The sequence below is a fragment of the Glutamicibacter sp. NPDC087661 genome, assembly GCF_044743275.1.
Lineage (GTDB): Bacteria > Actinomycetota > Actinomycetes > Actinomycetales > Micrococcaceae > Glutamicibacter.
Genome location: NZ_JBIUWE010000003.1, coordinates 245,507 through 268,826, shown reverse-complemented (window position 1 = coordinate 268,826; position 23,320 = coordinate 245,507). Strand labels below are relative to the sequence as shown.

At 61.7% G+C, this 23,320-nt stretch carries 23 protein-coding genes; 8 read left to right on the top strand and 15 right to left on the bottom strand.

Annotation, left to right across the window (positions count from 1 at the left end):
• Positions 1–660 precede the first annotated feature (660 nt).
• The 3 genes from ACIOTN_RS10525 to ACIOTN_RS10515 all read right to left on the bottom strand — a co-directional run bounded on the left by ACIOTN_RS10525 (position 661) and on the right by ACIOTN_RS10515 (position 4,255).
• On the bottom strand, positions 661–1,986 hold the full coding sequence (locus ACIOTN_RS10525; protein WP_286134683.1) for an MFS transporter: 1,326 nt from the start codon (positions 1,984–1,986) through the stop codon (positions 661–663).
• Positions 1,987–2,106: 120 nt separating this feature from the next.
• A complete protein-coding gene (locus ACIOTN_RS10520) occupies positions 2,107–3,120 on the bottom strand; it encodes a PDR/VanB family oxidoreductase (RefSeq protein ID WP_105662450.1) in 1,014 nt (337 codons plus the stop codon).
• Between the two features lie 40 nt (positions 3,121–3,160).
• The gene (locus tag ACIOTN_RS10515) at positions 3,161–4,255 is read right to left on the bottom strand and encodes a Rieske 2Fe-2S domain-containing protein (RefSeq protein ID WP_102598619.1); all 1,095 of its coding nucleotides are present in this window, start codon (positions 4,253–4,255) and stop codon (positions 3,161–3,163) included.
• A gap of 169 nt (positions 4,256–4,424) precedes the next feature.
• Here ACIOTN_RS10515 and ACIOTN_RS10510 point away from each other — a divergent pair, with 169 nt between their 5' ends.
• On the top strand, positions 4,425–5,006 hold the full coding sequence (locus ACIOTN_RS10510; RefSeq protein WP_102598620.1) for a PadR family transcriptional regulator: 582 nt from the start codon (positions 4,425–4,427) through the stop codon (positions 5,004–5,006).
• Positions 5,007–5,062: 56 nt separating this feature from the next.
• On the opposite strand, the gene ACIOTN_RS10505 is transcribed toward ACIOTN_RS10510, so the two are convergent.
• The 10 genes from ACIOTN_RS10505 to ACIOTN_RS10460 form a co-directional block, all read right to left on the bottom strand.
• A complete protein-coding gene (locus ACIOTN_RS10505) occupies positions 5,063–5,932 on the bottom strand; it encodes an ABC transporter ATP-binding protein (RefSeq protein WP_102598621.1) in 870 nt (289 codons plus the stop codon).
• On the bottom strand, positions 5,922–6,644 hold the full coding sequence (locus tag ACIOTN_RS10500; RefSeq protein ID WP_402697430.1) for an ABC transporter permease: 723 nt from the start codon (positions 6,642–6,644) through the stop codon (positions 5,922–5,924). The genes ACIOTN_RS10505 and ACIOTN_RS10500 overlap by 11 nt, the downstream gene beginning before the upstream one ends.
• A gap of 47 nt (positions 6,645–6,691) precedes the next feature.
• Positions 6,692–7,528, bottom strand: a complete 837-nt coding sequence (locus ACIOTN_RS10495) for an ABC transporter permease (protein ID WP_105662448.1) — start codon at positions 7,526–7,528, stop codon at positions 6,692–6,694.
• Positions 7,525–8,505: an ABC transporter substrate-binding protein gene (locus ACIOTN_RS10490; RefSeq protein WP_402735314.1), complete on the bottom strand. Its 981-nt coding sequence runs from the start codon at positions 8,503–8,505 to the stop codon at positions 7,525–7,527. The genes ACIOTN_RS10495 and ACIOTN_RS10490 overlap by 4 nt, the downstream gene beginning before the upstream one ends.
• An 83-nt stretch (positions 8,506–8,588) precedes the next feature.
• Positions 8,589–9,587, bottom strand: a complete 999-nt coding sequence (locus ACIOTN_RS10485) for an ABC transporter substrate-binding protein (protein WP_105662446.1) — start codon at positions 9,585–9,587, stop codon at positions 8,589–8,591.
• A 200-nt stretch (positions 9,588–9,787) separates the two neighbouring features.
• Positions 9,788–11,305 (bottom strand): long-chain fatty acid--CoA ligase, encoded by a 1,518-nt coding sequence (locus ACIOTN_RS10480; RefSeq protein ID WP_402735313.1) that lies wholly within the window; start codon positions 11,303–11,305, stop codon positions 9,788–9,790.
• A gap of 62 nt (positions 11,306–11,367) precedes the next feature.
• Positions 11,368–11,823 carry a MaoC family dehydratase gene (locus ACIOTN_RS10475; protein WP_105662444.1) on the bottom strand — a complete coding sequence of 152 codons (456 nt, stop codon included), beginning with the start codon at positions 11,821–11,823 and terminating at the stop codon, positions 11,368–11,370.
• Positions 11,824–11,876: 53 nt separating this feature from the next.
• Positions 11,877–13,067 carry an acyl-CoA dehydrogenase family protein gene (locus tag ACIOTN_RS10470; RefSeq protein WP_402735312.1) on the bottom strand — a complete coding sequence of 397 codons (1,191 nt, stop codon included), beginning with the start codon at positions 13,065–13,067 and terminating at the stop codon, positions 11,877–11,879.
• Complete coding sequence (locus ACIOTN_RS10465) at positions 13,064–13,954, bottom strand: amidohydrolase family protein (protein ID WP_402735311.1); 891 nt, start codon at positions 13,952–13,954, stop codon at positions 13,064–13,066. Before ACIOTN_RS10465 ends, ACIOTN_RS10470 begins: the two co-directional genes overlap by 4 nt.
• 18 nt (positions 13,955–13,972) lie before the next feature.
• On the bottom strand, positions 13,973–14,902 hold the full coding sequence (locus tag ACIOTN_RS10460; protein WP_105662441.1) for an SDR family NAD(P)-dependent oxidoreductase: 930 nt from the start codon (positions 14,900–14,902) through the stop codon (positions 13,973–13,975).
• Positions 14,903–15,036: 134 nt separating this feature from the next.
• Here ACIOTN_RS10460 and ACIOTN_RS10455 point away from each other — a divergent pair, with 134 nt between their 5' ends.
• From ACIOTN_RS10455 to pcaC, 7 genes are all read left to right on the top strand, one after another.
• Positions 15,037–15,510, top strand: a complete 474-nt coding sequence (locus ACIOTN_RS10455; RefSeq protein WP_105662440.1) for a MarR family winged helix-turn-helix transcriptional regulator — start codon at positions 15,037–15,039, stop codon at positions 15,508–15,510.
• 158 nt (positions 15,511–15,668) lie between these two features.
• Positions 15,669–16,865 (top strand): 4-hydroxybenzoate 3-monooxygenase, encoded by a 1,197-nt coding sequence (locus tag ACIOTN_RS10450; protein WP_402735310.1) that lies wholly within the window; start codon positions 15,669–15,671, stop codon positions 16,863–16,865.
• A 63-nt stretch (positions 16,866–16,928) separates the two neighbouring features.
• The gene (gene pcaH / locus ACIOTN_RS10445; RefSeq protein ID WP_105662438.1) at positions 16,929–17,762 is read left to right on the top strand and encodes a protocatechuate 3,4-dioxygenase subunit beta; all 834 of its coding nucleotides are present in this window, start codon (positions 16,929–16,931) and stop codon (positions 17,760–17,762) included.
• Position 17,763: 1 nt separating this feature from the next.
• Positions 17,764–18,342 (top strand): protocatechuate 3,4-dioxygenase subunit alpha, encoded by a 579-nt coding sequence (gene pcaG / locus ACIOTN_RS10440; RefSeq protein WP_105662437.1) that lies wholly within the window; start codon positions 17,764–17,766, stop codon positions 18,340–18,342.
• Between the two features lie 145 nt (positions 18,343–18,487).
• Positions 18,488–19,894, top strand: a complete 1,407-nt coding sequence (locus tag ACIOTN_RS10435) for a lyase family protein (RefSeq protein WP_332730997.1) — start codon at positions 18,488–18,490, stop codon at positions 19,892–19,894.
• Positions 19,876–20,673 carry an alpha/beta fold hydrolase gene (locus ACIOTN_RS10430; RefSeq protein ID WP_166650807.1) on the top strand — a complete coding sequence of 266 codons (798 nt, stop codon included), beginning with the start codon at positions 19,876–19,878 and terminating at the stop codon, positions 20,671–20,673. Before ACIOTN_RS10435 ends, ACIOTN_RS10430 begins: the two co-directional genes overlap by 19 nt.
• Positions 20,674–20,691: 18 nt before the next feature.
• The gene (gene pcaC, locus ACIOTN_RS10425) at positions 20,692–21,099 is read left to right on the top strand and encodes a 4-carboxymuconolactone decarboxylase (RefSeq protein WP_105658571.1); all 408 of its coding nucleotides are present in this window, start codon (positions 20,692–20,694) and stop codon (positions 21,097–21,099) included.
• Positions 21,100–21,115: 16 nt separating this feature from the next.
• On the opposite strand, the gene ACIOTN_RS10420 is transcribed toward pcaC, so the two are convergent.
• Together ACIOTN_RS10420 and ACIOTN_RS10415 are read right to left on the bottom strand one after the other, a co-directional pair.
• Positions 21,116–21,907 (bottom strand): aspartate dehydrogenase domain-containing protein, encoded by a 792-nt coding sequence (locus ACIOTN_RS10420; protein WP_105658572.1) that lies wholly within the window; start codon positions 21,905–21,907, stop codon positions 21,116–21,118.
• 101 nt (positions 21,908–22,008) lie between these two features.
• On the bottom strand, positions 22,009–23,304 hold the full coding sequence (locus tag ACIOTN_RS10415; protein WP_105658573.1) for a benzoate/H(+) symporter BenE family transporter: 1,296 nt from the start codon (positions 23,302–23,304) through the stop codon (positions 22,009–22,011).
• Positions 23,305–23,320 lie beyond the last annotated feature (16 nt).

The following is a 23,320-nucleotide window of genomic DNA, read 5'->3' as shown; positions in this document are numbered from 1 at the left end:
TCTCCGATCTCGGTTTCGAGCGAGATAACGAGGTAGCTCCAGATCAAGTAACGTGTTGAGATCTTCCGGGATGAAAATGTCGTAGCCAGGGCCATTCTGGTTTCCACCATCCAACGGCACGGACTACTTCAGTTCCCGACTCATCCGCGGGTGCACTATCCGAAAAGCACTCAGCCCAGGCGCATTTCGTGCATCATCACCGCCAGGCAGACCTGGCCGGCCGCTCTTGCCGCCAAGCAACCGGACACTGCCTTGCCCAAACAGGCAGGTTTCATCCCCGAGCTCTTCCTGAGGCGCGGCTCGTCCCCAGAGTCCAAGAGCGGATCTGTTCATGATGAAGCGCCAAGCCGGCTTCGTCTCGATGGCAAGCCCGCCAGTGTTGTCCACGTGCGACCGAGAATTTCGCTTGAACCCGGACGCCGCACACCATCCACGTGCCGGCCATGATTGGATGGGATCCATCGTGGTCCTTCTAATTCGTTTGCCTTCTGGAACCAGGACCTCCCAAGTCACTGCCTGCAGCGCCATTCCTTGGCCAGTACCCGCCCAGATCCGAGGTGGCCACTGCGAATCAAAGACTGACCGCTCCCCGACTAAACGCGCCATTAAAACGCTGAAGGGGCGAAGCCCGTTGGCGCCGCCCCTCCGCTGAGAAATGTCCTAGCTGGCGGAATTCGTGCTTGCCGAATCCGAAGTTTCCTTCTCCGGGGAGTGAGGCGACGCGCCGCCGCGCAGCATCATTAACGCAACTGCCGCGCACAGCACCACAATGCCTACGCCCAGGTACAACTGGGCGGCGGTCCACGAGGCGTCAAGCAGGCTGCCGGCAGCCAGTGGAGCCAGGATCGCGCCGAAACGGCCGATGCCAATAGCCCAGCCAACGCCGGTTCCACGTGACTGCGGTGCATAGGAGGACGGCGTCAACGTGTAGAGGCCGGCTACGCAACCGTTAATGAGCATGCCAACCAGAACACCCAGGACGAAGGCCAGTGCAAGGATGCCTGCCGCCGAGATGAACACCACCATGAGCACTGAGGAAAGTACAGTGAACGCAATGAGCACCTTGCGAACGGCCCACTTGGTGGTCAAAGCGCCGAAGAGCAGGGAACCGAAGGTGCCACCGAGGGTCAGCATCAGGCCGCCGACCACACCTTGGCTTTCGGTCATGCCCGCGGTTACCAGCAGCTTCGGGGTCCAGCTGTTCACGAAGTAGAAGCCGAACATCACCGCGAAGAAGGCCACCCAGATCACCGCGGTCACCCGGCGTGTATCCGGCGAGAAGAGCGCAAGGACTGCGTTGCGGCTTCGGCCAGATGTGGAGCTGCCCTGTTCTGGCAGGGCCACGTTCTCGGCACCCAGGTGCATTTTGCGTGCCAGCTTGCTCAGCTTCTCGGCGGTTCGCGCAGTACGCCGGGTCAGCAGGAAGTCAACGGATTCGGGGACGACGGCCAGCAAAGCCAGGAAGGCGACCATCGTCAGCACTCCTCCGAAAATGAAGACCGAGCGCCAACCGTAATGGGCCTGCAGCGAGACCGCCGCCATGCCGCCCAAGGTGGCGCCGACTCCGTAGCCGGCGGTGTAGATGCTGACCGCCATGCCTCGCCAGCGTCCATTGGAGTATTCGCTGGTGATCACGTTGGTGCACGCCAGAATGCCGCCGACTCCCAGGCCGGTGACGATACGCCAGATGGCAAGGCTCGCCATGGAATCCGCGGTGGCTGAGAGGAACATGCCCAGCGATGCCAGCGCGGTGGTTCCCAAGAGCATCGGACGGCGTCCGAACAGGTCGGCGAATGGAGCCAGGAACAATGAGCCGGCAGCCATGCCAAAGAGGCCTGAGCTGAGCAGTACGCCCAGCTGGGCGCCGTTCAACGAGAATTCTTCGGAAACCTGATTTGAGGTAAAGGCCATGGCCAACACATCAAAACCGTCGAGGGCGTTCAAGAAGGTGCAGACTGCGACGACGAGCCATTGAAAGGCCGACATCGGTGAATTTTCAATTCTCTGTTTGATGTCCATGGGGAACTATCTCCAGTTTTAGGGTGCACCAAGCCGCCCGCGAAACCGTTTCGGTCCGCCGGCGAGGGTGCCAAGATGGGAAATTTGCTAGTTCGGTTCGATGGTGACCACGGCGGGTCCGCCGGTGCGGGCGGCATCGGCCTTGGCACCGGTCTGCGAGGTAATGGCTCGCGAAACGCAGCAGTTCATCTTGCTCGACTGGCGTTTCTGCCGTTCGGAGTAGAACACGTCGCGGTGGTCAATCCGTCCGGTGATTTCGGTAATGCGCACCTCGCACAAACCGCATTCGCCCTTGCGGCAGTCGGACATCATGTCCGCACCGGCGTCCTCCAAGGCTTCGAGCATGGAGCGCCCCTGGGGAACGGTCACTTCCAGGTTCAGCTTGGGAACCCGGACAGTGAATTCCTCCGGGTCGTACCAGCCCGAGTTGCCAAAGGTTTCATAGCGCAGCGCCGATGGATCCAGCTCGAGTTCTGCCCAGCCACGTCGAACTGCATCCATCAGCCGGATCGGCCCGCACATGTACAGTTCGGTTTCCTCGCCGGCACGTTCCAGCAGCTCGTTGACCGACAGGGACGTGCCTTCATCGTCCACGTGCACTTCCAGCCGAGAACCGTGTTCCGCCTCCAGCTGTGCCAAGTAGGCCATGGCCGAACGCTTGCGGCCGGCAAACACCAGTGTGTAGTCGGCATTCAAACGCTTGAGCACTGAAGCCATATTCGCCATGGCGGTAATGCCGACACCGCCAGCCAAGAGGATGTAGTGCTTGGCACCCACGCGCAGCGGGAAGTTCTGCAATGGCTGGGTGATCTGCAAACGGTCTCCCACTGCCAGCTCGTGCATATAGGTCGATCCTCCACGGGAGAGCGGAGCCTTGAGCACGCTGATCACCAGCGTTGTTCCGTCAGCGCTCGACTCGACCACAGAGTAGGAGCGCTTGGCATCCTCTGCGTTGATTTGCACCTTCAAATCTATGTGCGAGCCAGGCTCGGCTCGCTTTGGCAGCTGCGGGGCAAGCTCGATGCGCTTGATCCCATCGGCCACGTCTGCGATGCCGGTGACTTCTGCTTCCTGCCAGACTTCAATATTTGTCGCTGCCATTGCGTTGGCACCAACCTTTCAGTTTGAGCGCGGGAGCCGGCTAGGCGCGGACGGACTGGTTGGCTTCGGCGGCGAGCATGCCGTCAAGAATGCGGCGAACCCACATGCCGCCGGCATCGATGTTCAGGTTGTAGAACTCGTAGTCTGGGTTGGCATCAATGGCTTTCTGCTGGGCCTTGAGCATCGCCTCGTCTTCGCCGAAGACCCCATGCACCCCATCACGCAGCTGGGTGGTGATCAGCTGGCTGTCCAGGCAGTAGTTGCGCATGAACGCCCAGAAGTAATGCGAGGAACGATCAGTTTCCGGGGTGATCGTGTTCATGACGAATCCATTGACTCCTTGGCTGCGGTCGCCTTCAGGCGCGCCGGTTCCAGCCTTGGCTACGCCGACGTCAATGGTAATCGTTGCCGGCGCTTCGAAGTGGATGATCTGCCAGCGGTCCACCTTGCCTTCGAAACCCGGGAACTTGTCGCGCATGTTCTTCAGCCAGAATGGCGGTGCGTCGATATTGTGCATCCAGCGTGTGACGGTGACCTTGTTGCCTTCATGAGTGGTGATGAATTCCGAGTCGCTCAGCTCATCTTGGCCGATCGAGGAGGAATGCACGAATTCCTCATGGGTCAGGTCCATCAGGTTGTCCAGGATCAGCTGGTAGTTGCAATCGGCGGCAATGGTCATGCCGTCGCCTGCCCATTGTTCGGAAGACATCTGGTGCATGTCCGGGACCAGCTCCGGGTCGGCCAAGGTGGGGTCGCCCATCCAGATCCAGACATAGCGGTAGCGCTCAACAATAGGGAAGGAAGGAACAGTAGCCGAAGGATTGATGGTTTCCTGGGCCGGCATCGAGACGCACCGGCCAGCGGAGTTGTAGACGATGCCGTGGTATGGGCACTGCAACCCGTCCTTTCCCACGGTTTTGCCCATGGATAGCGGAGCCAAGCGGTGCCAGCAGGAGTCAGCCAGTGCAACGGCCTTGCCATCTTCGGTGCGATACAGGGCAACCGGGCGCTTGGCAATGGTGCGCGACATCGGCTTGCGGGTGACCTCGTGATCCCAGGCGGCTACGTACCAGGCATTCAGCGGATGGTCCATGATCTTGGCGGTGGTGGTGCTCTTGGCGGCAACCTCGGTCATGACGGTCCTCTCGATTGCGGACCCGGCAGTGCTCGGCGATGGCGGATCCAATATGTGGTTTGCCCAAAGGCGGAATATGAGAAACTATCTATGCACATAGATAGTTCGCATGCCATTAGACTAGCTATATAGATAGTGATACGCAACACATTTCTGGAAAGGGGCGGTTTTGAGTCTTCGCAACGCGCTGCTTTCACTGCTGACAGTTGAACCAATGACCGGCTATGACCTGTACAAAGTCTTCGAATCGTCGGTCGGGCACGTCTGGCACGCCCCGGATTCGCAGATCTACCCCGAGCTGAAACGCATGGAATCCGAAGGTCTCATTGCAGGGCAGGATGTGCCTTGGGGTCCACGCGGAAAGAAACGGCAATACACCATCACCCGGGATGGCGTCACCCAATTCAAGGATTGGATGAACACGCCCCTGGAGTACGCACGCACCCGCGATCCCGCGCATCTCAAGGCTGCCTACCTGGAATGGGCGGAACCCGAGGCCGCGCGCGAGCAGATGCGCGGGCATATCGCTCATCACCGGTCATTGCTCAACCAATGGCAAGAACGCATCGCGGAATTGGAGCAAGGCAGCAACTCCATGCTCACCAAGCGCTTGAAGAACACGCCGCGCGAGGAGTGGGAAGCCACTGTTGCCTACAAACGATTCACCTATGAAGGCCTGATCGCCCGGGCAGAAGCTGAAATCCAGTGGGCTACGCGCGGGCTGGAACTCATCGACCTGCTGAACCCCTAGGCTGCCGGCCGGCGCAATAAAGCCGCCGACCCGGCACGGATCGGCGGCTCAGAGCGCTACTTGGGATTCGTCAAGAACTTCGTCTTGGCCTCTTCGGGGCGATGCCCTTGCTTGGCCTTCTGGATTTCCGCGTAGACATGGTGGCGAAGCTCGGTGAATCGCGGCAGCGACCGGGTTTCCAGCTGGTCGCGCTCCGCCGGCAGATCGATCAGGATATCCTCCTGCACCACGGTTGGCGAAGAAGACAAGATGATCACGCGCTGGCCCAGGTAGATCGACTCGTCGATGTCGTGGGTTACGAACAGCACGGTGACCCCCAGCTTCTTCCAGACATTGCGGATCAGGTCCTCGAGGTCTGCGCGGGTCTGCGCATCAACGGCCGCGAATGGCTCATCCATCAGCAATACCTCTGGCTGGTAGGCCACCGCGCGGGCGATCGCCACGCGCTGCTGCATGCCGCCGGAGAGCTGCCACGGGTAGGACTTGGGCACATGGCTCAGCCCCACGGCTTCCAGCGCGTCGTCCACCAATTTCTTGCGTTCGGCCTTCGGGACGCCGGCGTTCTTCAGCGGCAGTTCGACATTGTCCGCCACGCGCAGCCACGGGAACAGCGACCGGCCGTATTCTTGGAAGACCACGGCCATTTTCTTCGGCGGTCCGGTGACTTTCTGCCCGTCCAGCAGCACCTCGCCGCTGGTGGCGCCCAGCAAGCCGGCAATGCACTTGAGCAATGTGGTCTTGCCCGAACCGGAAGGACCGACCAGGCACACCAGCTCGCCATGCCCCAGGTCAAAGGTGAGGTCCCGGACCGCTTCGATATCGCCGCCGTCGGTGTGGTAGACCTTCTTCAGCCCCCGGACCGAGAGCAGCGCTTCGCCTTCTGGCAGGGTGCGCCCGCCGGCGGTTCCATTCTGGCTAGACAGCATTTTCAACCTCTTTCAGACCGTTGTACCAGCGCAGGACGCGGCGTTCGATCCACTGGAATATAAATGACATGATGACCCCGATCAGGCCCAGCACCACGATGCCGGACCACATTTCCGGTACGGCGAAGGAACGCTGGAACTGGACGATCGCGAAGCCCAGCCCGGAGGAGGATGCGAACATCTCGGAGATGACCATAAGGATCAGCCCGATCGACAAGCACTGGCGGATGCCAGCCATGATGGTCGGGGTGGCGCTTGGCAGCACCTGGTAGCGAATCCGGGCTAAACCGCTGATGCCATAGGAGCGGCTGGTTTCGTTCTGCACCGGATCGATGGCGCGAACGCCCTCAATGGTGTTCAGCAGCACCGGCCAAATCGCGCCGGAGATGATCACCGCGATCTTCATGCCGTCGTTAATGCCAACCAAGAGCATCAGCACCGGAATCAGCACCGGCGGCGGCAAAGCACGGAAGAACTCGAACACCGGTTCGGTAATCGCCCGGGCGGTGCGGTTCATGCCGACGAGCAACCCGAGCAGCACACCGAGCACAATGGCCCCGAGCACGCCGAGAACCAGGCGCTGGACGCTTGGCAGGACGTCGGTGAACATGCGTTCGCCAACCCAGGTCTCGATGAAGGTCTTGCCCAAGTCTGCCGGGGTAGGAACGAAGAAGCTCGCTCCACCAAGGGTTGCCGCGACCCACCAGAGGATGAGCAGAACCGGCAATGCCAGAATGAAGGAAATCGACTTCAGGAGTTTCATGCGGCGTTCTCTCCCCGGACTGAGGCGTGCCAGGAAAGCACGCGCTTTTCGATGATGCGCATGCACAGGTTGATTGCCACGCCCAGCAGGCCGGTGGCAACAATCAGCGCGTACATTCCGGCGATTGCGCCGCCTGACTGCGCCAGCTGGATTTCCTTGCCCAGACCCGGTGCGCCGATGATCAGTTCCGCAGTAATCGCCAGGATCAGTGCCACGGCAGCGCCCAGCCGGATGCCAGTCATCAGGTAAGGGAGCATGGTCGGGAAGATGACGTCGCGGATGCGCTGGATCTGGGAGAATCCATAGGATCTCGCGGTCTGCATCGCCACATTATCCACGTCTGCAACTCCATAGAGCACCTGGATCAACACCTGCCAGAAGCAGGCATAGATGATCAGCATCAGCGAGGATTCGATTTTCGTGCCGAACAAAAGCACCGCGAGCGGGATCAATGCCACCGACGGAATTGGACGCAGGAACTCGATGGTGGAGTTGGTCGCACGACGCAGGAAGCTCGACATGCCGATTACCAAGCCCAGTACCAGCGCCAGCAGCACCGCTGCGGCCAGGCCGATGAACCATGCCAGCATGGTTTCCCCCACCGCGACCCAGAAGGCGGTCAAGGCAAGATCAGCGAACAGCGTCATCAGCACTTCGGAGGCGGGCGGCAGGTAAGCCGCCTCGACAATTCCAAGAGCCGGGACCAGTTCCCAGATCCCCAGGAAGGTCACGATGCCAATCAATCCCCAAAAGCCATTGGGGAATTTCGAGCCCGATTTCCTGCGCTTGGCTTGGCGCGCCTCAGCCGGCGCTGTGCTAGTGATGGCACTCATGGCAGGAGCTTCTCCAGGTCGACTGGCTTGGACAGGGTGCCATAGCTCAGTGCCGCATCGCCGAGTTCTTGCACGGCCTCGCGGTTGAAGTCAGGGCGGAAGCGCGGCAGCACCATATCGGCGCGGACCTCCTCGCTGATCTTGGTGTAGGTTCCGACAACTTCGCGGACCTCGTCAGGGTTCTCCTGCGCATACTGAAGCGACTTGTCCATCGCCTTGGTGAACTTCTCGGTCACCTCGGGATTTTCCTGGGCGTACTGCGCAGAAGTGAAGTAGCCGGCAACATCCAGCTCCGGATCGAATTCGGCGAAGTTCGCAGAGAGCATTTTCGCTCCGGCGTCCAAGGCCGAACTCTGGAACGGCTCCAGGATCCAGGCGGCATCGACGATGCCGTTTTCCAGTGCAGCAGGAGCATCGGGGAAAGGAACCTCGACGAACTCGATGCTTGCCGGGTCTCCCCCGTCTTCTTCGACAATTGACTTGATGGTGGTATCGCCGATGTTCGACAGGTTATTGACCGAGACCTTCTTGCCGGCCAAGTCCTTGGGCGAAGAAATCTTGGAATCATTTTTGACCAGCACGGACCCGACGTCGGATTTCACATCACCTGTGGTGGAGATGCCATTGGCGACGAACTTCATGTCCAGTCCCTTGTCGTTGGCGACCATTACCGAGATCAGATTGGAGAAGGCGAAGTCATAGCTCCCGGATTGGATGCCCGGGACGATAGCCGAACCGCCAGTTGCGGTTTCGATTTCCAAGTCCAGGCCTTCTTCGGCGAAGAAGCCCTTGGATTCTCCCAGCCAGATTGGTGCGGTATCGACGATGGGGATTACCCCGACGGTGATTTTTTCCAGCGAGCCATCTGATCCTGCAGCATCTTCCCCGGTCGAGCCGCCGCTAGGCGAACCGGAGCTGCAGGCAGCAAGCGCGAGGACTGATAGCGAAGCGAGTGCGAGCTTGAGCGAGTGTTTCATGGCAACTACCCCCAATTGAGTGTCATTGCTGCTGCGGCGTCCGGAATCTGGAACCGCAGCAGCAATAGCGTGAAGTTGTGGAATTACTTGGCGATGAGGTTGTTCATGTCTGGGGCCTTCTCCAGGAATTCGAACTTGGCGGCCAGATCTCCGAGCTTTGCCAGTTCCTCAATTGGGGTTTCCGCTTCCCAGGTTTCCATGAGCAAGCCTTCGGCTACCTTGGCATCCATATTGATGAAGTCTGGCAACATGGCCCTGGCGGCATCCGGATCACTATCGGAGGCCGGCAGTACTTCCGCCATAGCTGCCTTCCACTTGGAAATGACTTCCGGATTCTCTTCAGCGAACTGGCCGCTGGTGAACGTCACCATGGTTGGCAGCCCCGGAATTGCTTCTTGGTTTGGATAGCCAAGCAGTTCGTTGTCCTTATCGCCCAAAGCACGCGAGAGGAACGGCTCTGGAAGCCAGACGGCGTCAACGTTGCCGCGATCCAGCTGCGCCTCCATGTCCGGGAAAGGCATTTCGCTGAACTTCAGGTCTTTCGGATTGGCTCCAGCCATTTCTGCGGATTCCATAATCGTCAGGTCGCCCTGGGTACGCAACGCGTTGACCGATGTGGTTTTTCCAGCCAGATCTTCCCAGCCGCCGATGCCCGAGTCCTTGCGCACAACTACTCCATTGACATCCTCCCCATCAGCCTTGGAAGCGGAATAGCCGGTGACGATCTTCATGTCCAGGCCTTTGTCCGCAGCGGTCATCACCGATAGCGGATTGCCCACGGCAATGGCCAATTCTCCGGTGGATACCGCTGGGAGCATCGCGGCACCGGCGTTGGAAGTGCTCAGTTCTACATCCAGGCCATGCTTTTCAAAGGTCCCGGCGTCGATACCCTGCTGCACTGCAACCGACGGTGCGATTGGCAGAATGCCTACGGTGATTTTGGTGAGCGAGCCATCCTCGGCGGCGGCGGATGTGCTTCCCTCTGATTCTGTCGAGCCGGACAGCGAACCTCCGCCACAGCCCACCAGGCCGAGTGACAGGACCGCTGCGCCTGCAAGCAGTGTAGACCAGCGCTTTTTCATATTTCCCCCTAGAAAGCCATTGCCGCAACCCCGAGTGGCGGGTCGAAGAAAGTGTGTGATTTGAACCACAATTCAAGACTAAGCCAACTATTGAGAATGTCAATGGTTGATTTTATGATGATTTATTCTCTGCGTATGGGCGGTATCTTGCACTTATGCAAACGTGAGGCCACGGAATCCGCCACGAAGCCGTGGAGCGCTCAGCTGAACTGCTTGCGCAAGTCGGCTTTGCGTATCTTGCCGCTTGCGGTGCGCGGCAACTCATCCAGGAAGACCGAGGTGCGCGGTATCTTGTAGCGCGCCAAGCGTCCGTCGAGATACGTCACAACATCCTCTTCGCCCAGAGAGCTACCGGACTTCAGCACAATGACTGCACGCGGGACTTCGCCCCACTTCTCGTCAGGGACGCCAATCACTGCCACTGATTCAATTTCAGGTAGTCCCATAATGGCTTGCTCGACTTCGGCAGGATAGATGTTCTCCCCGCCGGAAATGATCATGTCCTTAAGCCTGTCCGAGATGAACAGGAAGCCTTCTTCATCCACGTGGCCGATATCCCCGGAACGGAACCAGCCAGATTCATGGAACGCCCCTGAGGTAGCCTCGGGACGGCCCCAATACTCCTTGATCACGTTGGGGCCGCTGATCAGGATCTCGCCAACCTCGCCGGCTGGCACCTCATTGCCCAGCGAGTCCGCGATGCGAATGTCGGTGAAGAAATGGGGCAGGCCGGCCGAACCCATTTTCAGTCGGGAGTACATTGCCTGGAGCATGGTGGCGCCGGGCGCAGTTTCGGTCAGGCCATAGCCGCCACTGAATCCGAGCCCACGCGCTTCATAGGCTTCAAGGACACGTAGCGGCACAGCGGAGCCTCCGCAGGTGAGCATCTCCAATGAAGACAAATCCGTTTCCTCCCATTTTTCATGCTCGGCTAGCAATTGGAAGGTCGTTGGGACGCCCGAGAGCTGGGTGACCTGGTAGCGCTCCACCGCATCCAGCACGGCAGCGGGATCAAAACGCTCCTGGAGGACCACTGTTCCTCCCTTGAGCAGCATCGGCAAGGCGCCCATGCCCAGCGCCGCTACATGGAAGAGCGGTGCAATGAGCAAAACAACAGATCTGCTGGTGACATCGTAGTCAACGATGACATTGTAGGAATTCCACGTCATGTTGGCATGCGTGAGCACCGCGCCCTTCGGCGTTCCGGTAGTGCCCGACGTATAGAGGATGATGGCTGGATCCTCTAACTCGACGGCGATATCGTCGTGACCGCTGCGCCCTGCCTGAAGGGCCCGTTCATAGGATGAGTCCGCGCACGGAACCGAAGCGACTTCCCAGGCGGTACTGACCGGGCTGCCTTCGATGGATACATGCGCTTCGCTGGCGAAGTTCTCGACATAGATCAGCACCTCGCTGCCTGAATCGCGCAGCGCAAAGTTCAGTTCCCGCGGCGCCAGACGCACATTGAGCGGAACGAACAACGCCCCAAGCTGGGTAACGGCGAACATGGTTTCCAGGTACGCAGCATGGTTGGCGCCAAGAAACGCTACACGGCTACCGCGGGCGACTCCGCTGGCCGCCAAGGCACTGCTGAGCTTGTCGATGCGTTCTGCCAGCTGCGCGTAGCTCAAGCCGACTCCCGCATGAATCACCGCAACCTGCTGCGCGGATTTCATCCGACGCCGGTGAATCCAGTTGCCAAACCCCTTATTCAACATCTGCCACTCTTTTCATTAGGTCGTACGTTGCCGTTGCGGCTCTAGCTCAGCTGGCTCTTTACCTAGGCGTAGAAGCGGTAGAGGCCCCGGGAGACCACGGCCGGCTTCGTGCCGCCTTCGACTTCGATGACCTGGTCCACTGCAATCTGGTATCCGCCCTTGACCTCTTCCACCTCGGCGATAACCGCCTTCATGCGGATCTTGGAACCCACCGGTACGGGCGAAGGGAATCGAACTTTTTCCAGGCCGTAGTTCACCTTGGTCTTCACGCCGGTGACATCGAAAAGCTCGGTCCAGAACGCAATCTGCAGGCTCAAGGTAAGGTAGCCGTGGGCAATCGGGCCACCGAAAGGGCCCTCCTTGGCCTTCTGCGGATCGGTGTGGATCCACTGGTGATCATCAGTGGCGTCAGCGAAGGTGTTGATTTGTTCCTGTGTGACCACGCGGTATTCGCTGTAGCCCAGGTCCTTGCCCTGGGCGCTGGCGAGGTCTGCGTAATCCAAAACGGTTGGTGCCATGATATTTCTCCTCTAGATGGGTTCTTTGGTTGCTCGAGTTCGCGAATGCCGCTTTAGCGGAATGCGCTGACACCGGTAATCGCGCGTCCGATAATCAGTGAATTGATCTCGTGTGTGCCTTCATACGAGTAGATCGCTTCGGCGTCGGCATGGTGGCGCGCTACGTTGTTCTCCAGCAAGATGCCGTTGCCGCCGCAGACCTCTCGGGCGAGGGCTGCCGTTTCGCGTAGCATGCGTGCGGTGAACATCTTGGCCATGGCCGAGTTTTCATCGCGGTAGATGCCCGCATCCTGCTGCTGGGTCAGCCGCACCACCAAAGCCAGGCTCGCGGTGGCGTTGGAGAGCATATGCGCCAGCTTTTCCTGGATCAGCTGGAATGAACCCAGCGGCTTGCCGAATTGGCTACGGCTGGCAACGTAGTCGCGAGCCGATTCGTACGCGCCGAAGCAAACGCCTGTGGCAATCCAGGCGACGTCTGAGCGCATGTTGCGCAGGCAGGCCGCTACGTCGGCAAAGGAGTTGATCTTGGCCAGTCGCCCGCTGGCTGGCACCCAGACATTCCCCAGCTCGATGTCGGCGTTCTGCATAATGCGCAGGCTGGTCTTTCCCGGAATTTTCCTGATTTCCATGCCCGGCGCGTCCGTTGGAACCAAGAAGCATTTGATCTGCGAATCGGCTGCGTCGCGGGCAAATACTGCCAGCACGTCCGCTTGGCTCGCGCCCCCGATCCAGCGCTTCTGCCCATTGATCACCCAGCCAGCCACACCATCGCGTTGCTCCTGCTTGGCCGAGGTGGCTAGCCCTCCGGCAATATCCGAACCGTGTTCTGGCTCGGTCAGGGCGAACACTCCCTTGCAGGCAAAAGATGTGATCCGCGGCTCAAGCACGGCTACCTGCTCCGCACTTCCACCCAGGTTGACGGTGGTCCGGAATAGGCCGGACTGCGCGTTGTAGTAAGTCGCTACGGAGGCATCCATGCGTCCCAGCTCGAAATTGCGGAAGCCCGAGTAAAGCGCGGAAGGCTTCTGGCCCGTGGCAAGCACTTCGGCCGGGTTCATCAGATCAGCATCGATCAGCGGTGCCACGATCTGTTCCGGGAATTCTCCGCGTTCCCAATAGTCATCGACTATCGGACCCACATGTTCTGCCAAAAGGGAACGCAAACGGTCCAGGGCCGCACGCTCAGCGTCGGTGAGCAGGTCCTTGAATCCATAGAAATCACTAGTTGCTGCCGGTTGGATCATTCTTCTATCCCCAACACGCGCAGTGCATTGCCCTTCAGGATTCCCGGTCTCACCGAGTCCTTCAACTCCAATTCTGCAAAGGCCCCCAGCCACTTCTCCGGGGTAATCAAGGGAAAGTCCGTGCCGAACAACAGCTTGCGCGACAGCACGTTATTGCCCATCTTCACCAAGGAGCTGGGGAAATACTTGGGGCTCCAACCGGATAAATCGATGTAGACATTGGCCTTGTGCGTGGCAATGGAGTTCGCTTCATCCTGCCATGGAACCGAGGGGTGAGCCATGATGATGACCAGGTTCGGGAAGTCCGCGGCCACATCGTCGAGCAGCAGCGGATTGGAGTAACGCAGCTTAATGCCCCGACCGCCAGGCAGCCCTGCTCCCATGCCGTTCTGCCCTGTATGGAAAATGCATGGGAGGCCTAGCTCCTGGAGCTTTTCCCATAGCGGGTAGAACGCTTCATCGCTGGGATCGAATCCCTGGAGCGAGGGGTGGAATTTGAAGCCGCGCACTCCGAGCTGTTCAGCCTGGTACTGCGCATCGCCGATGGCTTCCGCTCCTCGGCGGGGATCGACCGAGCCAAAGGGAATAAGCACGTCATTATTTCGGGCGCAGCCCTGGACCAAGTCCTCAATGGAGTTCGGATCATGCCCGAGCGCGGTGCGTGCATCAACGGTGAACACCACGGCAGCCATGTTCGACTCGCGATAAAGCTGCGCAATGCGATCAATGGAGGGTGTACGCTCCGATGATTTGAAATACGCTGCCGACGCTTCGAAAAGATCCTCCGGCATTGCCTTGTGGCCGCATTCGTCGACTTCAAGGTGCACATGCATGTCGATGGCTTCAAGCGAAGCGAAATCGATGCCCAGTTCATAACGCAAAGTCATAATGATTCCCCCAGTTCCCTACTTGACTGGTTCCGGGCGCAGTTCTTCCGGAAGTTCCGGGAACTTCTCCCCAACGGACTGCTGGTGGGATCCGAAGCGCGCAGGGAATTCATTGGCCAGCGTTTCATAGTCCCATCCGCCGTCGTGCAGCTCGGTGACCACAGCTTCAGGGTGGCTCCAGACCTGCAGGCGGTCCCCGCCGACTCCAATGGCCTGGCCGTTGATCTCTGCAGCCGCGTCCGAGGCCAGGTAGGCGATCAGGCCGGCCACATCATCTGCGGTGCCAAAGCCCAGATCCTTGCGGAAGAAGTCCGGCATCGCTTCGCCGCGCTCGTCGGCTTCCACGGCAGCTGCAAAGAATGGAACGGTTTTGGTCATTTCGGTGGCTGCCACCGGGATCACTGCGTTGGCAGTAACCCCGGCTCGTTTCATTTCCAGGGCCCAGGTGCGCACCATGCCGACAATGCCGGCCTTTGCCGCCGCGTAATTGCTCTGGCCGAAGTTGCCGCGCTGGCCGGTCGGCGAACCAATTGCGATGATGCGTCCGGAGACATTGTTTTCCTTGAAATACCCGTAGGCCTCACGCACGCAGGTGAAAGTGCCGCGCAAGTGGACGTTGATCACCAGATCAAAATCTTCGTCGGTCATCTTCAGCAGGGACTTGTCACGCAGCACACCCGCATTGGTGACCAGAATATCCAGGCGACCGAAGTTCTCGACAGCGCCGGCAACCAGCACCTTCGCGGCCTCGGTCGTACCTACCGCCGCCGCAACTCCCGCCGCCGTGCCACCGGCTTCGGTAATGGAAGCAACCGCAGCATCCACGGCCGCAGGATCGACATCATTGACAATCACCGAGGCTCCCTGACGCGCCAGTTCTTGCGCATAGCTCAGGCCCAGTCCGCGTCCGCTTCCGGTCACGATGGCAACTTTTCCTGCTAGGGACATGAGAACTCCAATTCGGTGAGGTGTTTCAATTGCTCCACTTGGAAGAAAAGTGGGAACCTTGACTACATACATAAGAACTTTAATCCTTGAGAAAGTCAATGGTTTATTTTTTCATGAAAAGTGGGGACAATGAGATGACTAGCAAAATCACCGCCAAATCAGCGAAGGAAGAACTGTTCATGAAATGCGACCTCGTTCAGGAGCTGAACTTCCTAGTGGCGCGCATGCGCTCCCTGGGTTCGACCCGGGCCAACCATGCGCTGAAGCCACTCGGCCTCAAGGTGCGTTCCTACTCGGTACTTTCCTTGGCGTGCAGCGACATCACCCCCACCCAACGCGATCTCGCTGAATTTCTCGCGCTCGATCCAAGCCAGATCGTGCCACTAGTGGACGGGCTGGAAACCAGTGGACTAGTCTCCCGAATTCCAGATCCCAGCGACCGCCGCTCCAAGGTGATAGTAGCCACCGCGGCCGGCCGGAAGCTCTACGCGCAGGCGCGCAAGATCACCAGGCAAAACGAGGACGAGACCTTGGAAGCGCTAACCCCGCAGGAGCGGCTGCAGCTGCGCGATCTGCTATCCCGGGTAGCGCTGGCTGACGCGGAGTAGCACCCCATTTTTCTCATTCATTGAGAACCCGGCTGTCTGCCCGATCACATGCGCCGCATCATGAGGGAAGTTCTTATTACTTCCTTAGACCAGATGCATCGGTCCGGCAACGCAGCCGGCAGCGCGGCTCTGGTCCAGACGCTAGCGAGGCAGGTCCCATGGCTCAGAATCCGCGCATTCTCAAGACCAAGGTCGGCATCATCGGCGGCGGTCCAGCAGGGCTCATGCTCTCCCACCTGCTGGCCGCATCCGGCATCGAGAACATCGTCGTGGAAATGCGCGATCACGAGGCCATCCGCAACACCCACCGCGCGGGCATCCTCGAAGCCCAGGCTGTCAAGATGCTCACCGAGTCCGGCGTGGATGGACGGGTCCTGACCCACGGCGACGAGCACGCCGGCATCGACCTGCGCTTCAACGGCGAATCCCACCCGCTGGACTTCCGCGATCTGGTCGACGCCACCGTCACCCTGTACGCGCAGAACGAGGTCTTCGTTGACCTGGCCGCGGCGCGCCAGCGCGACCAGGGCGACGTGCGGTACTCCTGCGAAGTCACCGAGATCCTGGACATGGAGACCTCCATCCCGAAGTTCCGCTTCACCGATGAGCAGGGCAACCTCTTCGAGGTGCACGCCGATGTGATCGTCGGCGCCGACGGCTCGCGCTCCTTCGCCCGCCGCCAGATGCCCGAAACGCTGCGCAAGGATTTCAAGGTCGCCTACCCCTTCGCCTGGTTCGGCATCCTCACCGAGGCGCCGAAGTCAGCGCCTGAACTGGTCTACGCGAACTCCCCGCACGGCTTCGCGCTGATCTCCCAACGCAGCGAAACGGTGCAACGCATGTACTTCCAATGCGACCCGAACGAAGACGTGAATGCCTGGAGCGACGACCGCATCTGGGCCGAGCTGCAAAAGCGCGTGGACGGGCCGGATAATTTCCAGCTGAAAACCGGCGAGATCTTCGACAAGACCGTGCTGGGCTTCCGCTCCTTCGTGCGCGAACCCCTCTCCCACGGGCGGATGTTCCTGATCGGCGATGCCGGGCACACCGTCCCGCCCACCGGAGCCAAGGGCCTGAACCTGGCCTTCGCCGATGTGAAGGTGCTCTTCGAGGCCCTGGATTCCTTCTTCTCCACCGGCAGCGAACGGCTGCTGGACGGCTATTCGGACCTGGCGTTGAAGCGGGTCTGGAAGGCGCAGAACTTCTCCTACTGGATGACCTCCATGCTGCACACCCCGGTAGGCGGGGACCCTTTCATGGCCAAGCGCGCCCTGGGCGAACTGGAAACGGTCACCTCCTCGCGCTTCGGCCAGCAGTACCTGGCCGAGTCCTACACCGGCTGGCCCCACGCTTAGCCTTCGCCCTTCCCAAGCATTTCCTCCACCACGCCCGTACGCCCCCTTCGAAAGGAGCACGCAGTGAGCACCGAAACCACAGCTAACGAGTCGTTCAGCGATTCCCCCGTGCTGGACCCCGCAGCCACGACGCTCTCGCAAGAATCCATCAGCCAGGAAATCGCCGATATCCATGCGGCCTACCGCCAGTCGGTGGTCGAGGGCAAGAAAGCCGAGACCCAGCCGCGCATCGACTTCGCGCCCTACCGTTCCTCGCTGCTGCGCCACCCGACCAAGAACCTGCGCCACGTGGACCCGGAAACCATTGAGCTGCACTCCCCGGCCTTCGGCCAGCGCGACGTGCACGCGCTGGAATCGGATCTGACGATCCAGCACAACGGCGAGCCGATCGGCGAGCGCATCGTGGTCGCCGGCCGCGTGCTCGATGGCGACGGCCGCCCGGTGGCCGGGCAGCTGGTGGAAATCTGGCAGGCCAATGCCGCCGGACGCTACATCCACAAGCGCGACCAGCATCCGGCCCCGATCGATCCGAACTTCACCGGCGTGGGACGCGCCATCACCGGCCCGAACGGCGAATACTCCTTCACCACCATCAAGCCGGCACCCTACCCGTGGAAGAACCACCACAACGCCTGGCGCCCGGCGCACATCCATTTCTCGCTGTTCGGCACCGACTTCACCCAGCGCATGATCACCCAGATGTACTTCCCGGGCGACCCGCTGTTCAGCCTCGACCCGATCTACCAGGCGATCACCGACAAGGAAGCGCGCGACCGCCTGGTCGCCAGCTACGACCATTCGCTGACGACCCATGAATGGGCTACCGGCTACAACTGGGACATCGTACTCACCGGCGCCAACCGCACCTGGATGGAAGATGAAGAGGGAGACCACTAGCATGGCTCAGGCACCAGAACTGAAGCTGGCCCCCACACCGGGGCAGACCATCGGCCCGTTCTACGGCTACGCGTTGCCCTATGAGAAGGGCAATGAGCTGGCCAGCCAGGCCCATCCCCGCTCGGTGCGCCTGCACGGGATGGTCTATGACGGCAACGGCGAGGCCATTCCGGACGCCCTGCTGGAAATCTGGCAGGCCGACGAGAACGGCAATGTCGTTTCCCGCGATGGCTCGCTGGTTCGCGACGGCTACACCTTCACCGGATGGGGGCGCGTGGCGGTGGATAACGTCGGGCACTACACCTTCACCACCGTGAACCCGGGCGCTACCGAAGAGGGCAAGGCCCCGTTCATCATGCTCGCGGTTTTCGCCCGCGGCCTGCTCAATCGCCTGTTCACCCGCATCTACCTGCCGGAGGACACCGAAGCGCTGGCTAGAGACCCGTTGCTGTCATCGCTGGGCGAAGCAGAACGCGCAACGCTGATTGCTGCTCGCGAAGACGACGGCTCGCTGCGCTTCGATATCCGCCTGCAAGGCGAGAACGAAACGGTGTTCCTCTCCTACCCGCGCGAGAGCTAGTTGCCACCGCGACACCCCGCTGGATTGCCCCAGCGCCCGCACTGTTACGGGCGTTGGAGCGCCCGGCGGGGTGTTGCCCGTTGCCGGGCACTACAGTTCTAGATAGACGGCTTATACGCTCAACAGCTAAGAATCGAGGCACCGAATGGATGGCGCAGACTACGGCGTGCTGGCCCCCGCCTGGGCAGGAACTGCGGCCGCGGCCTTGGCCAGCGATGCGTCTTTCGTCCAAGCCATGCTGGATGCCGAAGCCGGATGGGTGCAGGTCCAGGCGGATGCCGGCCTGTGCAGCGTCCAGGATGCGCAGGCCGTGCGCGAGGTGGCCAGCGTGGACCGCTACGACCTGGCCTTGCTGGCCTCCCGGACACCGGATGGGGCCAATGCGCTCATCCCGCTGCTGGGCATGATGCGCGACCTGCTCAAGCACGACGGGGCCGCGGCAACTGCGGGCACCGCGTTGCACCGCGGTGCCACCAGCCAGGACATCATCGACACAGCGCTGATGCTGGTCCTGTCCAAGACGCTCACGCTCACGCTGGCAGATCTGCGCAGCACCGCTGGCGGGTTGGCTGCCCTGGCGCAGGCCCACCGCGGGACCGTGTGCATTGCCCGCTCGCTGACCCAGCATGCGCTGCCCACCACCTTGGGCTGGAAAGCGGCCAGCTGGCTCTCGGCCGTGCTGGATGCCGAGCAGCAGCTGGATGCCGCGGCGCGGCAGCTGCGCTTGCAATGGGGCGGTGCGGTGGGCACGCTCGCCTCCCTGGAGCAGCTGCTCTCCGGCCAGCCGGAGACAACGGCCACAAGCCAGTCGCTGTCCTCGGATCTGGCGGCCCTGCTGGGCCTGGAGGATCCGGGAACGCCCTGGCACACCAACCGCATGCCGATTCTCCAGCTTGGCTCCGCACTGGGTGCGGCCATTGCCGCGCTGGGGACCCTGGGCGCTGATGTGCTCACCGCCTCCCGTCCGGAAATCGGCGAGCTGTCCGAACCTCGCGAGGCCGGCAAGGGCGGCTCCTCGGCCATGCCGCAGAAGCAGAACCCGGTGCGCTCGGTACTGCTGCGCAATGCGGCATTCAGCGCCCCCGGATTGCTGTCCACCCTGTTCACTGCTGCCGGCACCGCGGTGGATGAACGCCCCGATGGCGGCTGGCACGCCGAATGGAGTGCCCTGCGCGAACTGGCCCGGCTGGCATCAGGGGCGGCATTCCACGCTTCGTTCCTGGCCAACGGCCTGGGAGTGGATCGCGCTGCCATCGAGCGGAACCTCGCCCTGGGCGGAGATGCCGTGCTCTCCGAACGACTCGCTGCCGCCCTGGCTGATCTGGTGGTCGGCGGAAAACCGGCCATCCAGGCATTGGTGCGCCGCAGCCTCGACGAGGGCATTTCCCTGCGCGATCTGCTGCGCCTGGAAATCTCCGTGCATGACTTGAACGACCAGGACCTCTACGAATTATTTGATCCAGCTGGCTACCTCGGTGCCGCGGATCGCTTCACCGAAACCGTACTCGCCGATTACTCGGCACGGAAGGAATCATGGCAGTCCCGCAACTAACCCCCTCCTTGCTGCACACCGACAAGGCACTTCCCACCCTCATCGTCGGCCCCTCGCTGGGCACTGCGGCCCTGCCGCTGTGGGCTCCGGCCTTGCCTTACCTCAAGGACAAGTTCCAGGTCATCGCCTGGGACCTGCCGGGGCACGGCGAAAGCAAGCCGTCCACCGAAGCCTTCTCGCTGGCCGAACTGGCTACCGGCGTCACCAAGGCCGTCGAGGCGCTGCGTGCCGACGGCGTCATCTCCGAGGGCAGCAAGCTGTACTACGCCGGAGTGTCGGTCGGCGGGGCCACCGCCCTGCAGCTGGCCGTGGACCACGCCGGCTTCTTCGACGCGTTGTCCTCCATCTGCTCTGCGGCGAAGATCGGCACCCCCGACGGGTGGACCGACCGTGCCGAGCTGGTCGCCAAGGCCGGCACCCCGACCATGGTCGCCGGTTCTGCCGAGCGCTGGTTCGCACCGGGATTCATCGAGAAGGAGCCGGTGATCAGCACCGAGCTGCTGCACAGCCTGCAGAACGCTGACCGCTTCGCCTACGCCCACGCCTGCGGCGCCTTGGCAGGATTCGACGTGCGCGGGCAGCTGGCTTCAACCAGCGACCCGATCATTGCCATCAACGGCGCACAGGACCAGGTGTGCCCTCCGGCAGACGCGGAGTTCATCGCCGAAAATGCACCCCGCGGAACCATGGCGGTCATCGATTCGGCCGCCCACCTGGCCCCGGCCGAAGCACCCGAAGAGACCGCGGCCTTGCTGGCCGAGTTCTTGCTGGCCAACTAGAAGCGAGGACTTGCAGAAATGGCTGATTCACCGCGCCTTCCCGGCGATACCTATGATGCTGGCATGGAGGTACGCCGCCAGGTGCTGGGCAACGAGCACGTTGAGCGTTCCACCAGGAACTCGAATGAGTTCACCGACGAATTCCAGGAAATGATCACCCGCTACGCATGGGGCACCATCTGGACCCGCGACGGCCTGCCGCGCACTACCCGCAGCGCCATCACGCTGACCGCAATGATCGCCGGCGGCTACTGGGAAGAACTGGAAATGCATGTGCACGCGGCCCTGCGCAATGGCATGGCTCCCGAAGAAATCAAGGAAGTCTTCTTGCAGTGCGCCATCTACTGTTCCGTTCCGGCGGCGAACGTGGCGTTCAAGGTCGGCAAGAAGGTGCTGGAGGAGTACGCGGCAGCCGAAGGCCACTAGCGGTGGCACCGCGCCGCTAGCGGCGCGCCGCCGCGGCTTGCCGGATCGAGTGCAGCAGAGCCCACGGGACGATGCCGCTGGTGCGCGGGTTGCGTGGCGAGGGGTGGTTCTTGATCGAGAAGCTGTACTCGCCGGCTGGGCCGCGCGCCTCGACTCGGTGCTCGGTCAGGCCTGCCTCCGGGTCGGCGATCAATCTGGCTGTCACCGCATCCCAATCCCCCACAGCCAACGCCACCGCCGCGGCCACATTCAATGACTTCGGGAAGTCCTGGGCCGCTGCCGCGGCTGGACCGCGAAATACCTCTACCGGTCCGGCGGCCTGCTCCAATTCACCGCGCCGCTGCGCATCCATCCACGGCTGCACCAAGGTGGCCGGCAGCTTGCGCGTCGTCACCAGCACCTGGTCGATGCCGCCCATCCGGGCAGCCGCGCCCAGCAGGTCCAATCCGCCGATGGCCCCGGCAGTGCTGGAAAAGCGTCCAGGTCCGGCGGCCTGCACTTGCGCGGCGAACTCCGGGTCAGCCAGCGCTCCCATGGAACTGGCCAGCAGGTCAACCCCACAGGCCAGGATGCGCACCGCATTCTCGCGCAGGGCTTGCTGGCCCGCGCATTCGACCACCAGGTCGCAGCGCTCCAGGGCCGACTCCCAGCTCAGCTGCTCATGCTCCAGCCCGGTTTGCGGACGGCGCAGGATCACCCCTTCGAGCTGGGCACCGTGCACCGTCCCGGCTGCCAGTTGCTCCGCCACCACGGAGCCGATCGCCCCGTGGCCCAGTATTCCCACCCGATACATGCTGCCCGTGGCCATGCCCGTCCTGTCCGAAAAGATCGATGTAAGCTACCGCCAGCTTAGGCCAGCTCGCAGGCTCGGCACGAACTGCCAGCTGGCCAGGGTGCGGGCCGTTGCCGCTAGTGCCGGGAAGCGGTCGAATGGTCCGTGCGTTCCATGAGCCGGGAGGCGCCATATCCGATGAGGATGCCCCAGAAGGCGGCATGGATGTTGAACAGGTCCAGGCCGGAAATGGTTACCACGAACGTCACGAGGGCGCCCAGGGTGAATTTGGTGGCGAAGGCCGTCACAAAGGCCTGCTGCAGGGCCTTGAGCATGGCGATGCCTCCCAAGGCCAGCACGAAAGCCTCTGGGGTGGCCAGCATGAAGCGCGTCAGCGTTGGAGCGAACAGGGCGAAGAGCAGGGACAGGAGGCCATAGACCACCGCTGCGGTGTACTGGCGGTGCTTTTCGCCAGATGATGTGAGCAACGCGTTGGTTGGCCCGGTGACGCAGGCGGACACCGCACCGAAGCATGCGTTCAGGATCGAGAACCCGCCCGAGGCCAGCGCAAAGGCATTGACCGGGGGACGGTGCCCGGCAGAGCGCAGCACCGCGACACCCTGGCCGTTCTGCACAATCAGCACGGTGATGGCCAACGGCACTACCAGTTCCAGCTGCGCAGCCCAGCTGAATTCCGGAGCGGTGAACACCGGGGTGGCCAGCACGGGCCCGCCAGCTGCGTCCAACGCGAACTGGCCGCTGGCGGCCACCGCGATGACCCCGGCGATCAGCGTGCCCAGCACCGGGGGAATTCTTCTGCCCAGCGCCGGCACCGCAGCGAGCAGGACGAAGACCAGCACCATGGGGCCGGCCACCACCGGGTTGGCTTGGGTGGACGAGACGATGTCGGTGCCGAAGCGCAAGAAAACCGCGGCCACCATGGCCATCACAATCGGCATGGGTATGGCCGCCATGATCCGGCGCACCACCCCGGTAGCGCCCAAGGCCAGGACCAGTACCCCGGAGACGAAGAACGCCCCGACCACTTCGGGGAAGGACAGGTGCTGCAGCGAAGGGCCCAGCAGCACCGTGCCGGGGATGGACCAGGCGAATCCCAGCGGCTGGCGGTAGAGCAGGGACATCACGATGGTCGCCAACCCGGCGGAGAGGAAGATCCCGCAGACCCAGGAAGCCATCTCGGCCTGGGACAGCCCGCCAGCGGCACCCACCGCAAGGGTGACCGCGATGGGGCCCGAGGCGGAGAACACCAGCCCGATCACGCCATTGCTGGCATATACCCCGCCCACGTCGCGCAGCAGGTCGCGGATTCCGGCAGGCCGTTGCGCGGCCCGCTCCAGCAGCGGTTCGCGTGGTGCTCGCGCAGCTGCTGGAGCCGATTCGCGGGTGGGCAGGTTATCGGCGGGTTTGGGCATGTGCGCTCCTGGGCGA